The 15,821-nt window shown below is 43.6% G+C and carries 10 protein-coding genes and 1 pseudogene; 7 read left to right on the top strand and 4 right to left on the bottom strand.

The window, feature by feature from the left end:
• The first annotated feature begins 133 nt into the window (after positions 1 to 133).
• Positions 134 to 1,519 carry a S41 family peptidase gene (locus OPS28_RS05200; RefSeq protein ID WP_265608399.1) on the top strand — a complete coding sequence of 462 codons (1,386 nt, stop codon included), beginning with the start codon at positions 134 to 136 and terminating at the stop codon, positions 1,517 to 1,519.
• A 368-nt stretch (positions 1,520 to 1,887) separates the two neighbouring features.
• On the opposite strand, the gene kynU is transcribed toward OPS28_RS05200, so the two are convergent.
• Together kynU and OPS28_RS05190 are read right to left on the bottom strand one after the other, a co-directional pair.
• Positions 1,888 to 3,123, bottom strand: a complete 1,236-nt coding sequence (gene kynU / locus OPS28_RS05195) for a kynureninase (RefSeq protein WP_442863970.1) — start codon at positions 3,121 to 3,123, stop codon at positions 1,888 to 1,890.
• Between the two features lie 10 nt (positions 3,124 to 3,133).
• Positions 3,134 to 3,991 (bottom strand): alpha/beta hydrolase, encoded by an 858-nt coding sequence (locus OPS28_RS05190; protein ID WP_265608397.1) that lies wholly within the window; start codon positions 3,989 to 3,991, stop codon positions 3,134 to 3,136.
• Between the two features lie 567 nt (positions 3,992 to 4,558).
• On the opposite strand from OPS28_RS05190, the gene OPS28_RS05185 reads away from it, so the two are divergent.
• Positions 4,559 to 6,424 (top strand): tetratricopeptide repeat-containing diguanylate cyclase, encoded by a 1,866-nt coding sequence (locus OPS28_RS05185; RefSeq protein WP_265608396.1) that lies wholly within the window; start codon positions 4,559 to 4,561, stop codon positions 6,422 to 6,424.
• Positions 6,425 to 6,653: 229 nt separating this feature from the next.
• On the opposite strand, the gene OPS28_RS05180 is transcribed toward OPS28_RS05185, so the two are convergent.
• Positions 6,654 to 7,451 (bottom strand): haloacid dehalogenase type II, encoded by a 798-nt coding sequence (locus OPS28_RS05180; protein WP_265608395.1) that lies wholly within the window; start codon positions 7,449 to 7,451, stop codon positions 6,654 to 6,656.
• Positions 7,452 to 7,668: 217 nt separating this feature from the next.
• On the opposite strand from OPS28_RS05180, the gene OPS28_RS05175 reads away from it, so the two are divergent.
• From OPS28_RS05175 to OPS28_RS17140, 3 genes and pseudogenes are all read left to right on the top strand, one after another.
• Positions 7,669 to 8,220 carry a CHRD domain-containing protein gene (locus tag OPS28_RS05175; RefSeq protein WP_265608394.1) on the top strand — a complete coding sequence of 184 codons (552 nt, stop codon included), beginning with the start codon at positions 7,669 to 7,671 and terminating at the stop codon, positions 8,218 to 8,220.
• A 537-nt stretch (positions 8,221 to 8,757) separates the two neighbouring features.
• Positions 8,758 to 9,375 (top strand): hypothetical protein, encoded by a 618-nt coding sequence (locus tag OPS28_RS05170; protein WP_265608393.1) that lies wholly within the window; start codon positions 8,758 to 8,760, stop codon positions 9,373 to 9,375.
• A 21-nt stretch (positions 9,376 to 9,396) separates the two neighbouring features.
• Positions 9,397 to 9,783, top strand: a pseudogene (locus tag OPS28_RS17140) (GGDEF domain-containing protein); the annotation flags it as partial.
• A gap of 111 nt (positions 9,784 to 9,894) precedes the next feature.
• Here OPS28_RS17140 and OPS28_RS05165 read toward each other — a convergent pair.
• A complete protein-coding gene (locus OPS28_RS05165) occupies positions 9,895 to 10,662 on the bottom strand; it encodes a hypothetical protein (protein ID WP_265608392.1) in 768 nt (255 codons plus the stop codon).
• Positions 10,663 to 11,415: 753 nt separating this feature from the next.
• Between OPS28_RS05165 and OPS28_RS05160 the strand changes: the two genes are divergently transcribed.
• Both OPS28_RS05160 and OPS28_RS05155 read left to right on the top strand, forming a co-directional pair.
• A complete protein-coding gene (locus OPS28_RS05160; RefSeq protein ID WP_265608391.1) occupies positions 11,416 to 14,718 on the top strand; it encodes a S8 family serine peptidase in 3,303 nt (1,100 codons plus the stop codon).
• A 243-nt stretch (positions 14,719 to 14,961) separates the two neighbouring features.
• The coding region (locus OPS28_RS05155; protein WP_265608390.1) for an IS4 family transposase at positions 14,962 to 15,821 on the top strand (860 nt) is incomplete at its 3' end.

Genomic DNA, 15,821 nt, shown 5'->3' with positions numbered 1-15,821 from the left:
GTAAGCCCTTCAGTGGCGCGTAAAAAAACAGCTGCAAATAAACACTACCCTAGGCAAATATATTGTGCATTTCACATTCTCTTGACATCATTCCAGGTACCTTTATGCCATTGAGTCGCTGGAGAAACATAATATGAGAATACTGGTAGTTATCTTTTTTATCACTGTATTAAGTGGATGTAACGGAATAGAGGAGTGGATTCATGAGGACGTCGACCGCGAATTTGTTACCCAAACGTTTACTCCACAACAGATTCATGAAGATATCGATTTCTTAATTGCAACAATGCGCGAAAGACACCCCGCTTTCGACGAGTACGCCGATATTGAAGCGTTAGAAACGCTGGCAGAACATCTAAAATCAACAGCCTTGGGGCCCATGACCCGCCAACAAGCGTTTAAACACATAGCTCAGTTAACCCCGCTATTCCGCGATGGGCATTCCATACTGTTTCCTTTACTCGCAGAGTTTACGTTCGCAGAAAAGCAGGGGATTCAAACCTTTCCATTTGGTGTAAAAATACGTGATGGGGCAGCCTATTTAGCCAGCTCCTATACCAGAGAGCGCGACAAGCTTACATTGCAAAAGGGAACAGAGATCAAATTCATCAATGGTATTTCGGTACATGAAATAATTGGCGATTTGACCAATCTTAGTCATGGTGAAACCGCTAATCTGCGCGAAAGTATGCTGTCACTATTGTTCCACTATTGGGCATTCGCAGTATTTGATGTGGCGGGGGAAATCACTCTGGGTATCTTTGACCAAGGAAAAACGCACGAAGTCGTTTCCAAAAGCTCGGATAAGTGGGAGCGCTCCGATACTTACCTTGAAGACGTGCAATTAACTTTTGTTGATGACGACACCGGATATCTTCGTATCGATTCTTTCGATGTGGACGCTGAGAGTGACAAATTTGCGAACTCTGTTGAGGATGCCTTTGGTCAACTTGTAGCGAAAAACACAGCAACACTAATTATTGATATAAGAGGAAACACGGGCGGGCAGTCGGATGCAGGCGCCGAGGTTATCAAATATCTCATCTCTAAGCCTGTCTCCCAAGCCTCTTTCGCTATTGAAAAGTTGAATAGGGATAACAATGGATGGTTTGGCTACAAAGGTGACGTCGGTGAAGTCATTGAATTAAACGTCGAAAAAGAGGGATTAATTGAACCTGTCAGTGCAGATAAACAATTTGCCGGTGACGTTATTGTTCTTGTGGATCGAATGACCTACTCAGCTGCCATCTTGTTTGCGACAACTATTTTGGATAACAATATTGGTACGCTTATAGGCGAACCAACTGGAGGATTTGCCAATCAGACAGGCAATCTATCCCCTTTTCATTTGCCCCATACCAAGCTCGTAATGTTAGCACCTAGTCGGTACATAGTGCGTCCTTCCGGAGATAAACGAAGACAGCCTGTAATACCGCATCACATTATTAAACCAAACGATGGCATGAACGAATTTGAATGGTTAAAACAGGTTAAAAACATGACGATAGCCAGTCGTTGACACTGTAAATAGCAACTTATGAATGAGGTTCAAATGTTGCTCATAGTCATGCATTGTGGATGAACTATGGGCAACTTACGATGTAATCAACCATTTTATATAAGTAAAAAACATTGGCAGCTTCACTTGCCTATCCTTAATGTGTTAACTCATTGGATAGCTATAGTTGATCTGTTCATGTTCAGTCACCACAACCATGGCGTGAAACAACAGTTAGCGTACGCTATGTAAATTAATTCGCTACGTTAAAACAAAAAGCAATCAACTTCATTGCAACCTCTCAGTATGCGAGCCTTTAATTAAGCGATGAACCTCGTAGACTGGTCAACTCTATATTATGGGTTTAGCTGATTATTAACTTGCCGATGCTACGTAACTGTCTTTTTCTGCTGATACTTTGCGTTGAGGTATCGCTTATCCTTCATTATCTCGTTTAGCCGCTCAATTGCTTGCCCTATTTCTGCATAACGAAGATATAGTGGCGTAAATCCAAAACGGACGATATCAGGAGCACGAAAATCGGGTATCACACCGGCGTCGATCAACGCCTGACAAATTGCGTGTGCATGGGGGTGTGAGAAAGAAAGCTGGCTACCTCTATCTTGACTGTCGGCGGGAGACGCCAAGGTCAATTCATTTAGCGTTGGATGTTCATTTTTTAATTCTAAAAATAGCTCGGCCAGCTTGATAGATTTATCGCGCAGTTGCTGCATATCTACATCATCAAACACAATAAGCGCCGCATCTAGCGCTGCCAAAGCCAATATAGAAGGGGTGCCGGTTAAAAACTGTTTTATTCCTTGAGCAGCCTGGTAGTCGTCAGAAAACGCAAAGGGATTAGCATGCCCCATCCAGCCACTTAAAGGCTGGCTTACTTTACTATGGTGTCTGTGAGCTGCATAGATGAACGCCGGTGCACCCGGGCCACCGTTAAGATATTTATAACCACAACCTACCGCGAAATCGACCTCCCACTTATCAAGCTCCAGCGGTACAGCACCTGCGCTATGCGCTAAATCCCAGACCACCAGAATACCTTTATCGTGGGCAAGCTGAGTCAGACGCTGCATATCATGGATACGACCACTTCGAAAATTAATATGCGTTAGCATCAGCACCGCAATATCATCGTCAAGAGCCTGTTCTAGGTGATCAGAAGGCACACTTAACAACTGACATCGGTCTTCGCCTAAAAGCGCCTGTATACCTTGTGCCATGTATAAATCAGTAGGGAAATTACCTTGCTCTGAAAGTACTTTACCCCTATCCGGACGCATGTTTAGCGCTGTAATGAGTACTTTGTAAAGGTTAACGGAAACAGAATCACAAACGACCACCTGGCCGCGTTCCGCTCCGAGTAAAGGGGCAATTTTTTCGCCTGTGCGTTGAGGCAACCCGATCCAGTCATGGCAATTCCAGCCTCCGATTAAGTCCTGCCCCCATTGATGATGTACAACGGTTTTCAAGCGCTCTGCACTAGCATAGGTTAATGCACCAAGGGAATTTCCATCCAGGTAAATAGTGTCGTTGGGAAGTATGAACTCTTTTCGTTTGTGAGCTAAAGGATCATTGGCATCTAAACGCTGAATTTTATTTATCATGATTTGTTTTGCGTTATTCATAATTTAAGTATTGCAGCAGTAGGTTAAAGGCGGGCGTGCCGGGATGTACCCAATCAAAATGTCCGGCTTCCTGAAGTATTTCAAATTGTGCTGCTGGTAGCGGATTCTCAGTTAGCGGAACAATATTATCTAGCGCGCCTGTTAGCAATACAACCTCTCTATCAAATGGGTAATTCACCGGGTTGGCCTGTGCATAGTTTTTTGGCTGTTGCGCAGGTGTGCCATTCATAAATTCTACCGCTGAGTTTTGGCAACTCCCGGCTTCTGCCGCGTATTGCGTTATATCAACAATAGGTGCCACACCAATAATTAGGCTCACTGGGACCGAAAGTTGGCTGGCGGCAAGTAAGGCAAGGTGACCGCCCGCTGAATGTCCAAGCAACGTAACCCGCTTCCAGTCAAAGCGGTAACTGTCTTGCGTGTGAATAAATTCTATTGCCTGCACAATATCGTTCAAGCTCCCCGGCCAGCCCCCACCCGTGTCTCCAACACGGCGATATTCAATTGACCAAACTGCATATCCTTGCTGCTTCAGCGCGGACGCCAGCGGGTAACTGTATTCCAAATCGTACTGATTCAACCAACACCCCCCGTGAACAAAAATAACTAACGGAGGCGTGGGCTGGTAAGGAACCCAAAGCTTTCCAAATTGTAGCGGTTCATCACCATAACGTAACTCAGCGTCTGTCTTCGTATAACCAAGATGAAGAACCTGACTAAAACTTACGTTGTTAGCGTGCGGATAGTTGACGGTATTGTCATGTAGGGACACCGCTTGACCAACTGAATCAGTAGATGATGTACATCCAGCAAGTACCCACAATAGGATTAAACACAATCCAATCTTCACGATTTGTCCTAGGCAATAAGCGTTTTCTTATATGAGCAAGAAAAACCTGAACTGACAAGTGTCCGATTGATAACTGTTTTATATGAAATAGAACGAACTGCATTTCCCCGTGGCGTTCCTTTGGCAATACAACGCCCCATTTAAGCGCAAAACCTTCCCTTTTCATGCGTGTTAGTAAAAACCTGATTAAGACTAAAAATCACTTTGTGATCTTATGACCTTAAAACAAGCATTGATAGGGGATAGTGACTTATGACCAAGGTGCACATTTTTACTAAATGAAATAGCGTCTTACGGAAAAAGATTGGTGATATGATAAGTAGCTAATGTTTTTTTAAAAAGTTGACAAATATGCAGACAGAACTAAAGTGGGCATCTAATGTAAGCCCCATGATAATAATGTTGCTACTGGTTGATTGCTTTGTTATAAAGTTTTAACTTCTTGACTTAGAAAATATAATTTTTATTTACCACAATAATATTGACTTAACTTTATTTGCCGAAGAAGGGCCACGACCAATTAAAGTAATTAGCGTCTATCCTATGATAATAACTACAACAAGATATGTGCTTTTCTTATTTTTCAGCCTGATATGCTTTACCGCCTCAGCTAATGAAACAAAACTGAAATATGACGACGAGGGCAAGCTGGATATTGACTATTACAATCATTTAATTGTCACCCAACCTCAACAGCTTATTTCCCAGCTAAACCCTTTCATTAATGAATCTGATACTGAAACGGACATTGAAATTCAGTTACACGCTCGATACCTTATTTCAAATGCGTATTATTATTTATCGCAACGTAACAAAATTTCATCCGTTGCCGAAAAAGGTCTTACGCTAGCAAAAGCCCACCGCTCTAAAAAATTTGAATCTCGTTTTCTCGCGATATTGGCTATTGGCGCGCTGAGTAATCAAAATATTAATATCGCGAATGACTACGCCCACCGCGCATTATTATTGGCCGAAGAAGTAGAGGCAAATTCATCTTTTCATGGCGAAGTCTTATTGCTCGCTGCGCAGGTTTTTTACGAAACAGGCGCTCTTCAAAGTGCGCTAAAGGTTATGGTGAAAGCTAATAAAATTTTCACTGACCTTAAAGACGATAAAAATCGTTCGGAAGCAATGGCCAGTATTGCGTTGATGTACGATGAACTGGGTCAGCCGGAACAAGCTATCGAATACCACTTGAAATCACTTGAGTTAATTAACGTTGAAGAAAATTTAGTTGAAGCGTCGATCACTTATTACAATATAGCACTGACTTATCGCAGTTCAGGTAATATTGAAAAAGCGCAAGACTATGCAGAACTATCCTTAGAATATGCAAGCAAAGCAGGCGATGAGGTAGGTGCAGCTTATGCAAATTATGAATTAGCTAGTCTTTATGAAGAACTGCAACAAACTGAACGCGCCCTGGATTTAGTTAACAACATTCTTCCTGTATTTGCAGAAAACAATGTCACTGGAATGATCATCCTCAGTCACTTATTGCGCGCTAGACTAAAAGCGCAATTACAGTTACCTGGGTGGAAGACTGACATAACGACAGCGGAGCCTTTAGTAGAAAAAACGCCCACCCTAAAACGTCGACTCGCGCTGGTTCGCTCAAAAGCTAAAATTTATGAATCGATAAATAATGCTTCTCTGGCACTGGAATACTATAAACAGTGGGTGGAGCTTAATGAAGAGCAACTTAAATTGTCTCAGGAACAATCCACCCGTCGCTATCAAGCCATGTTTGAATTAAATGAAGCTGAAGCCGAAAATAAATTATTGCACACCCAAAAGAAACTAGCAGAGACCGAACTGGAAGCCAGAGAATTTCGCCAATGGTTACTAATCATTCTTTCGTTATTATTGCTTTTGGTACTAGCGGCGGCTGTTACGGTTCTATTGATTCAAATAAAAACCAAGAAAAAATTCAGAGAATTAGCGCTAATTGATGAACTGACCAATACGCGCAATCGCCGCAGTATTAGTGTGTTTGCCCAGAAATCATTAGATGAAGCAAAAAAGAATGAACGCGAACTCTGTTTTGCTATGATTGACATAGATCACTTCAAATTGTTTAACGACCGTTATGGCCACGATGTAGGTGATGAAGTGCTGAAATCGGTCGCCAATGCGATCGCAGGTGAACTACGCAGCCGGGATGAACTGGGGCGCTGGGGCGGCGAAGAGTGGCTTGTGGTCTTGCCAGATAGTCAGTGCGAGAATATAAAGCACATTTTCCTACGAATTCAATCCCGGCTTAAAGCGATGCCGTTAAATATTCAAGGTGCACCCACAGTAACAATAAGTATGGGTTGTACAAATTTGACGCAGCAGGACACATCGCTGGAAAAAGTACTTAAACGCGCAGACGAAGCGCTATACGAGGCTAAGAAAAATGGCCGTAACCGCTTTGAAATTAATTTGGCCTAGGGAGTATGGGTGTAGTCGCCTGCAATTTTACGTAGCCATTGCCCTGTACCGGTAGCCAGACTGTAGGCTTATCCTATATTATTTTTCTTTGTACACTTTTCACTTTTAATTTTTCATTTTTCATTTTTCACATTGCGTGTACCAGGAAACGCTACTATGCAATAACAGCTTGGCCATTCCTACTATCCCGCAGTTTAGCGTGCAGTTGTGTATCTCTCCTTGCGTTAGGCTAATTTAATAAACTAACGAGTTCTTCTATATCCTCGACGCAAACGGAAGCTTTGGGAGCTAGTGGGTATTGGCACTTCCCTTCCCTCGCCACAAAAGCAGTTTGCAAACCCGCCGCAGCGGCACCCGCAATGTCCCATCCATGCGCCGCTACCATCATACAATTTTTAGGTTCGATACTTATTTGCTTGCAAGCCCATTGATAAACCTCAGCATGGGGTTTAAAAATGCCCACTTCTTCAACGCTTAATACATAGTCGAAATATTCAGCCAAGCGGGAATAAGCCAGTTGGTCGTCTAACGCACAAGTTGATGAATTTGATAGTGCTATCAGTTTAATATCAATATTACGTAACGCTTTTAGTGCGGTGAGTGCATCGTCATATGCCGCTAACGTGGTCATTGATTCAGTAATAACATTTTTAGCATTTTCAGACGAAAGGGATATACCGTTTGCTTGCGCGACAATTTGGGCAGCGGCCACCGCAATGTCTGAAAAATTATGCTTCCCACCTATAGCAGATTCAACTAGCGAATGATGAAGCAAAGTAGAAAACCATACCTCTACCGCCGCCCTATCATCACCAAAAAGCTTCGCTAAAGCTGGTTTAGCAGAACTCAAATCCAGTAAGGTTTCGTTGACGTCAAAAATTAACGCTGAAGGAGGTGTCATAACGGCCCCTAAAGATAACTCAATTAGGTTGTGTACAAGCTTGGTTGTAATTGGATCAGCAAGAGAAGGACCCAACGTCAGATTATATGCGCCAGCCTCGTTATCTAATGTGTAAGTACTTTGCAAGGATCAAGCCAGTCTACTGCAGGAAAACTGTCAACACATTTTACACGTGTGAATATCCTCATTTTTAACCCTCTGATTTTAAACAAGAATGAAATAAGGCTGAAATATTGCTTAAATTTTAATCCGATCATATTAAGCCGTTGTTTTCGGTTGGTGCCGAGTGCGGTAGAAAACGTGCCCTCGGTATTTCCTTTCAACACTAAAAAATAGGGTATATATGAAAACTAAAATAATCGTTCAGTCGCTTTTTATATGCGTTGCAGCATACGCACATGTGGCTAATGCGGATATCATCTTTACCGCTACATTAAGTGGTGACCAGGAGGTCCCCAGTGTTACAACACCTGCGTCAGGAAGTGCTATTGGCGAGCTTTCGGGTACCGCAGGTTCGTATGTTTTCACTTACGAAATAAATTATACCAATCTTAGTTCTCCCATCATTGATGCCGCAGGTGGTGGCCACTTCCATAATGCTACAGCAGGCAATAATGGTCCGGTCGTCCATCTTTTCGACACAGCAGCCTTTGCGTTTTTAGGTTCCACTGATGGCACCATTTCAGGTGACTGGCGGTTTGATGATGCTTCAAATCCGCTCACGGACACGCTTGCCAATGAGTTAATCGCTGGAAATATGTATATTAATTTGCATACTGAAATTTTTAATGGAGGAGAACTCCGGGGCCAGCTATTTGCTGTTACTGAACCCACTTTATTACTGCTACTGGGTAGCGGTTTGTTATTTGCGTCGCGCAGAAAGACAAAAACGTAAGCCCCCTCGGCGCACGCAGTAGGTGCGCTAATTTACCGCGCGCGGGGCTCAAACAGCCTTTTCTACGGATCTCAATATCTACCCAGGTCGACCTGATACAATAAATAACCACAAGACTAATCTAGTTTATATATCAAAAAGTACAGTTTGTCCGAATAAAAAGTCATGTCTTTTTTTGCTGCCGTCAGGGCTACTAGCTATTGACCACTAGGGCAAAATGTATTTGTGAGTGAGATGTAGAAACACGCTTACTTACCATGCAGCTCTATTGAGGCTGCCTTCCTATCTCATTATATGAACATTTAAAAAAACGTAGCAACCGGGAGAAAAATGGACGCGTTAACTGTAATTCTTATCCACCACATTGTTTTACGTAAGATTTTAAATTTAATAGTAAAAAAAAGAAAAATTATCATTCATTTTAGGATAAATTAGTATTGTTAGTATCGAACGAACCTAATGGAAAGCGCATACAAGATTTTTAAATTTAGATCTTATGCATTGACAAAAATTATTGTGTTCTCAATGGAGTGTGTAGTGGGAAGATTAGATACTTCTGAACAAATTGAAAATCAGCGCAAACGTTTATTAATTATTACTTTTGCCGTCGTAGGATGCTTTTTTTTAGGACCCTTCGGCATTCTTTCTATCTTAAAAGGTCGCATTTATTTGGGCACCGTTCTACTGATGTTCATGGGGATAGTGATTGCTATTGCATGGAATGTGAAAAAGATTGACCAGCTGCAGCCCATTTCCACCTTTATTTCTTCAATATTATTCGTGCTAGCCATGTACCTTTTAACATTAGGAGGAAATGAAGGAACCGGCGCATATTGGACGTACCCTATTGCCATGTTAATGATATTTCTTGTGGGTCCCAAAGTTGGTTTCTATTTCATGGCGGCATATATCTTAGTAAGCATGGTTTTTCTTTTCGGTAATTTTTCATTCGTTTTCGATTATAGTGCTGCGCATAAAATACGAATTATTGCCGCCACAATTTCATTACTCACGTTGGTGATTGCTAGCGAATGGATACGGTTTGGTTCCTACAGCGCTATTTCAGAAATATCTAAAGAACACCAGAGTCGGGCCAATACAGACTCGCTAACCAACGTGCTTAATCGCCATGGTTTGCAAGGTTCGTTAACCTAAAGCCCCGTAAATAACAACGCGGTAATTGCCTTAATCGATGCAGACAGCTTCAAAGCCCTGAATGATAATTATGGCCACTATTTTGGCGATAAGGTTTTAATCACACTGGCAGATATCATTCGCCAAAATATAAAGGGGGCCGATTTAATCGCCAGGTGGGGAGGCGAAGAATTTCTTTTAATTTTATTTGATACGCAGATACACAATGCCCAAGCGCTCGTCGAAAAAATGAAGCGGGATTTTTCTAGTTTTACCTTTTATCACAAAGAACAAGAAATTTCTTGCTCCTTCAGTGCTGGTATCTCACAGTTAAATAGCGCCGCGGATTTCGAAATGGCGCTCAAACTTGCAGATAAGCGCCTGTATAAAGCGAAAGAAGCCGGTCGTAATACCGTTTGCGCTTCGTAATGCCTTTTTACCGAACGCGTACGAGGAGGAAATATACGGGAGAACGCCAGTCGATTTGCACTCTTTACTGGCACACAAGAGTACAAATCGAACGTTTCATATCGTTAGTTTTTATTTCATCATGTCACTACGCAATGCCCAAATGTTGTAACTAATCTCTTCAAAGTGGGAACCCCAGCTTTCCATTAATTTTTTAGCCTCTTCAGCTCCCATGTGGTTTGAAAGCGTTTTCATGAATTTTGTTTCCGGGGGGGCCATAGACGCCCAATTTTGGTAGGGGACAGCCAGCGAAATTTCACCTCGGCCTCCGATTTCCTGCGCGAATGCCCAATGATAGGGCCAATTCTGGCTTTTAGCGGCCTCCACCATAGCTTTCTTGTCTTTTTCAATTGCCATGCGATGACCTATTTTAGGAATATAACTAGTCACCCCAACATATCGATATTTTACATCTGGACCCCAGTTGCTGTTTTCATGGTCTTCAACTGAAATGTAGTGGTGATAGTGATCGACTAAGTCCCCGCCGGTTTTTTCCCAATGCTGGTCGATTCCTTCTTTCATAGACCAGTCTCGGTAAGAATCCATATCTTTCCACGTAAAGCCATTCGCACGTACGGCAATACGGTCTAACTTATGACCAAGTACGGGAGAGTAAACATGCCACTCACGTGGTTCTTGTTTATCGCGTCGGAACTTAATATGTTCAACTATCGCTTTTTCCAGTTCTTTCATCTTTCCCGTTTTGGGGATCATCACCCACATTTCGGCTAACATTTCCTGTTTCGCACCTTTTGTCTCGCCTTCCTCAGCGAAGACAGTTGACGCGACTATAACTAGCAGCGCCACGCCTATACTTATACCTCTTTTTATATGGTTCATTTTTCACTCTCATCTGTCGATTAACAAACACGTTCCACCTACGCTAACTAAGCTACCCTCGGCCAGTTGACAAAAACTCATTGCGTTTTAGTGAGCTATAAGCGTAGACGCAAGTGGTAAAACTGCCCACGCTTATAAAGATATTGTCTAATACCTCAATCATTTAGGATAAAAGATAGTAAAAAAATATCGCTAGCGAAGACGGGCTAAAAATCTCCCAGATTTTCTGTTAAAAAGCGGTGGTCGGCATTGTTCGAATAATATTTACGAACATCCCATTTACTGGATGCGTTAAAGAAGGACACGACTGTCATCTAGGGTGTTTTAACCTTTTTAAACTTACGAAAAAGATGCTATAGACATTGGGCGAGATCATTACTCAGTTCCTCTTTAATTATTTGTAAACTATTTGTTAAAATTCTTTGTATATTTTTCAGACTGCACTACAATGATCTGGGCGTTGCATAAAAAAACCATTGCTATCCTTGGTCTAGCAGCGTCATACCGAAGTCCATTCCCACAATAGTGAGTTTGGAAAGTAAACGAAAACGATGATTGGGAGCTGTAACAAAAAGGACCACAAGACGTACTATAACTCTCGTTTACTACACCAAATTTGCCTACTCACTATGCATGTAAGTACGCTTTTTAATCAATGCAACGTATTCGATAGTTATTCGCGGTCTTGCTTAATCTACAAGTGAATAAAAATACGGAGTAAAACGCATGAGAATGGTGAATAGGAAATACCTTATGGCTATGCTCGCTGGTGCGATGTCGAGCATGACCGCCATTGCATCAGACCAGTTTAGTGTTGCCTCAGTGCAACCAACACAAGAGCCATTTGTTTCCTCAGTCGAATCAGATAATGTTTATATTGTCAGACTGCAAGAACCCGCAGTTGCCGTTTATGACGGGGGGATCCCTGGTTATGAGGCAACCAGCGCTAAAGCCAAAGGCAAGAAAAAACTCAATACAAAAAGTAAAGCTGCGAAAAATTACAGAAAATTTCTTAAAAATAAACAACAGCAAGTATTGGCCAAGGCCAGTAGCAAATTTAGTCGCAATCTAAACCCGACCTACACTTATCAATTCGCTATTAATGGCTTTGCCGTGCCTTTAAGTCGTGAAGAAGCTAAAGCGATGGCGTCGATGGAAGGCGTACTAAGTGTACAAAAAGAACGAATGGAACGATTACTTACCGACGTGGGTCCTCAGTGGATTAGCGCGCCCGAGTTATGGAACTCCAACAGCGATGGGCCCAAAGGAGAAGGCATGGTAATTGCTGTGCTTGATAGTGGAATAAACAGTGACCATCCATCTTTTGCTGATATTGGTGGTGACGGATATGACCACGAAAACCCGCTAGGTTCAGGCAACTACCTGCCCGGAAGCTACTGTGATACGGTGGATCCAAGTTTTTGTAATGACAAATTAATTGGCGCGTGGGACTTTTTACCTATTGACGGTACAGTGCCTGAAGATGATGACGGCCATGGTAGCCACACGGCATCGACAGCGGCAGGGAACGTGGTAAATGGTGCAACTATTGTAGCACCTACTACGTCTGCCTCGTTTGACATTTCGGGTGTTGCTCCTCACGCCAATATTATTGCGTATGACGTATGTCAAAGAACATGTCCAGGCTCTGCATTAGTAGCTGCCATTAATCAGGTAATTATTGATGCGGGCAACCTTCCTAACGGCATTGCAGCGTTAAACTATTCTATTTCAGGTGGCGGTGACCCCTACAACGATACAGTAGAACTCGGCTTCCTTGCAGCAGTCGAAGCTGGTATTTATGTCGCCGCTTCTGCTGGAAACTCAGGCCCAACAGCGAGCACGGTGGCGCATTTGGGCCCATGGGTATCCACTACTGCCGCCTCCACGCATAACCGCGAAATTGGCAATTCTCTGGCCGATATGAGCAGCGATGGTGCGGGTTTACCAGATATTGAAGGTACAAGCTTTAGTTCTGGTTACGGGCCGGCCCCCATTATTCATGCTAACACTACCTCTTTTGACCCTGCCGGACAGTGTCTTGACCCCTTCCCTGCCGGTACTTTTAATGGCGAGATAGTGGTATGTGATCGGGGTACCATTGCCCGCACGGCGAAAGGTCAAAACGTATTGGCGGGTGGCGCAGGCGGATTTGTACTTGCTAATTTAGGACAAGGCGAAGGTACCGCAGCTGATGCCCACTATTTGCCTGCTATTCATATTGGCGATTCTGCCGCTGCTGAACTGCGTGATTGGTTAAGTAATAACACCAATACGGTGGCCACCATTACCCCAGCTGCATTTAATTATGATGAAGAGAACGGGGATGTCATGGCGGGCTTTAGCTCCAGAGGCCCACAACTGGCGTTCAATGTCTTAAAACCCGATATTACCGCTCCGGGGGTAAGTATTATGGGGGCCGAAGCCGATGGGCAGGCCGCTGCTGCGCCTGAATATCAAATTATCAGTGGAACGTCTATGTCTAGCCCCCATAACGCGGGTGCGGGTGCCCTGCTTGCTGCGGCTCATCCAGAATGGACACCCACCGAAATCAAATCTGCTATTATGATGACGGCTGTAACCGACAATACCCGAAAAGAAGATGGGGAGACCCCTACAGACCCCTTTGACTTGGGTGCTGGACGTATCGATTTAGGTCAGGCCGACAGTATCGGTTTGGTAATGAGTGAATCTATTGAAAACTTCCTCGCTGCCAATCCTGAAACGGGAGGCGATCCTAAAACTTTGAATCTGCCAAGTATGATGGATAATAACTGTGTCGGTACCTGTTCTTGGACACGTTATGTTACCAACAAAACGAAGCATACGGGTCACTGGAATGTAACCGTCACGGGCGCTGGTTTTGATGTAACGGCTGAAGTATCACCTAAATCAAACAGCAACAAGCACAACCTTAAACTCAAATCTGGCGAAACCGCTGCTATCACAGTAACCGCGACGAATTATGATGCCGATACCGGTTGGCAATTTGGTCGTTTAAACCTAACAAGCAATGGTAACAGCAGTCCTGATTTACATATGCCGATGGCTGTATTTGCATCCAAAGCAAGTAAACCTGAGTTATTCAGCAAAACGGTTGATAAGAGCTCGGCGGTAGATGGCGATCTACTTACGTATGAATTAACGGTTAGTAACGGACAACTTTCAGGACCCATTACGGTAACCGACAAAATTCCTGCTGGTAGTAGTTTTGTCAGCGGCTCAGAAACAGAGTCGGTGGTGAACGGTATGACCACAAGTGGCTGGACATACGACGCAGGTAATAAAACCTTATCGTGGACCGGCGAATTAGCTCCAGGTGGTATTGACGTTTCAATGGATGCAGGCGGCAGCATCGCTGGGTACGTTCCGTTGTCGCTATTTACCGCTCCACTAGCTAAAACGTGTAACGGAGACTGTGATGATGGCGGCTTCTTATTTAATGTCCCCGCCTATACCTTTAATGGCGAAACGTATACGCAAACGCTATTCTCGGTAAATGGCACGTTAGAAGCTGGCAGTGACAGTGGGGTATTCAGCTCCTTTAATAACCAGGATTTCCCTGATCCTTCGTCGCCAAATAATATACTGGCGCCATTCTGGCGAGACCTCAATCTAAACGATGGGGGTAATATGTATGTTACCGTATTGAATGCTGGCGCCTCACAATGGACAGTGTATGAGTGGGAGGCTGTACCTCATTTCGGAAATACTAGTCGCACGGTAACGATGCAAGTATGGATCGGCAACAATGGTACACCCGTAGAAGGCGATATACATTTTGTATATGGCGACATGTCAACCGGCACAGCCCATGGTGGAACAGTGGGCGCAGAAAATGCCTCTGGCACGGCGGGTATGAGCTATTTCTATAACGGCTCAGGCACTGCGCCCGTAGCAGGTGATGAACTTCGCGTATCAACGTTGGATGGTGGTTCTGCTACATTAGGCTTCCAAGTTGTAACCGATTGCTCCGTTGACTCGGTAATCAACCGTGCTAGCCTAACTGGGGACGGTCAACAGGAGACAGCAATTGCGGTCACCGCTTGTCAATAACCTGTAAAGTGTAAAGTGTAAAGTGTAATAATTCTGCCTAATCCTACGATAGGCAGATATCTATTATAATTAAGACGCCCGGTGAATTCATCGGGCGTTTTTTGTATTGTAAAATGTAATGGGGTCAGAGTCTGAGGTATCCCCACAAATAATTACGGTAAATCAGTGAGATAAAAAAGAAGGGAACATTCATGACGTTTGGTGATCAGATCTTTCGCCAAAAAAAAGTGAAGGTTAAACGCCATGAATGCCCTGTCTATTGTGAACAAAGTCATATCGCTTGTCAGCTATAAAATGCATAAAACACGTCAAAACGCGGTGACAGCCTGTGTGAAAAGCTTGCTCAACGGAAGTGCAGCGACCGTCACGAGCATAGGTCGAGGGATTAATACCAAAGCCTTTGAGAAACATCGAATTAAACGCGCTGACCGTTTGCTCTCAAACCCCAATCTGCTTAGTGAAACACCGCTTATTTATGCCGCTATTTGCCAACTCTTTTGTGGCAGCACATCCCGCCCCGTTATTTCAATTGATTGGTCAGATTTAGACGACCATAAAGCCCATTTTCTCTTGCGGGCCGCGATATCGTTAAAAGGACGCCCCGTCACACTTTATCAGGAAGTTCATTGCAATAAGACCAAAGAAAAACCCGCTACGCATAGGGGATTCTTAAAGACTTTACACGCAATACTGCCTGCCAACTGTCGGCCCATTATCGTCACCGATGCAGGCTATAAATCGCCTTGGTTTAGAGAAGTCATGGCGCTAGGATGGGACATTGTTGGCCGTATCCGCAAGCCGCATTTTTACTCGCTTAACAAAGGAAGTACATGGCAATGTATTCGTCACCTTTACGCCCAAGCAACCAGTCGGCCTAAGCGTTTTGATAATAGCCAGATAGTAAGAAGTAACCCGTTTGCCTGTACGCTTATTCTGTTTAAACAAAGAAACAAAGGGCGTCACGCTGCTAACCCGGATGGAACACGCAAAGCATCGAAGCGTTCAAAAGTCCATGCGCAAGGGGCGAAAGACCCTTGGCTGTTAGCGACCTCACTTGATTCTCATCGTCACTTATCAAAACAAGTCGTCGCTATTTACCGGCA

The sequence above is a fragment of the Alteromonas sp. ASW11-130 genome (assembly GCF_026183735.1).
GTDB lineage: Bacteria > Pseudomonadota > Gammaproteobacteria > Enterobacterales > Alteromonadaceae > Alteromonas.
Note: the sequence above shows the minus strand (reverse complement) of the source record. Positions and strands in the feature narration are given on the sequence as shown.

Excerpts from the sequence above, each read along its gene's own strand:
- OPS28_RS05200 (WP_265608399.1), top strand. The coding sequence starts at position 134 with ATGAGAATACTGGTAGTTATCTTTTTTATCACTGTATTAAGTGGATGT.
- OPS28_RS05175 (WP_265608394.1), top strand. The coding sequence starts at position 7,669 with ATGAAAACTAAAATAATCGTTCAGTCGCTTTTTATATGCGTTGCAGCA.
- OPS28_RS05165 (WP_265608392.1), bottom strand. The coding sequence starts at position 10,662 with ATGAACCATATAAAAAGAGGTATAAGTATAGGCGTGGCGCTGCTAGTT.
- OPS28_RS05160 (WP_265608391.1), top strand. The coding sequence starts at position 11,416 with ATGGCTATGCTCGCTGGTGCGATGTCGAGCATGACCGCCATTGCATCA.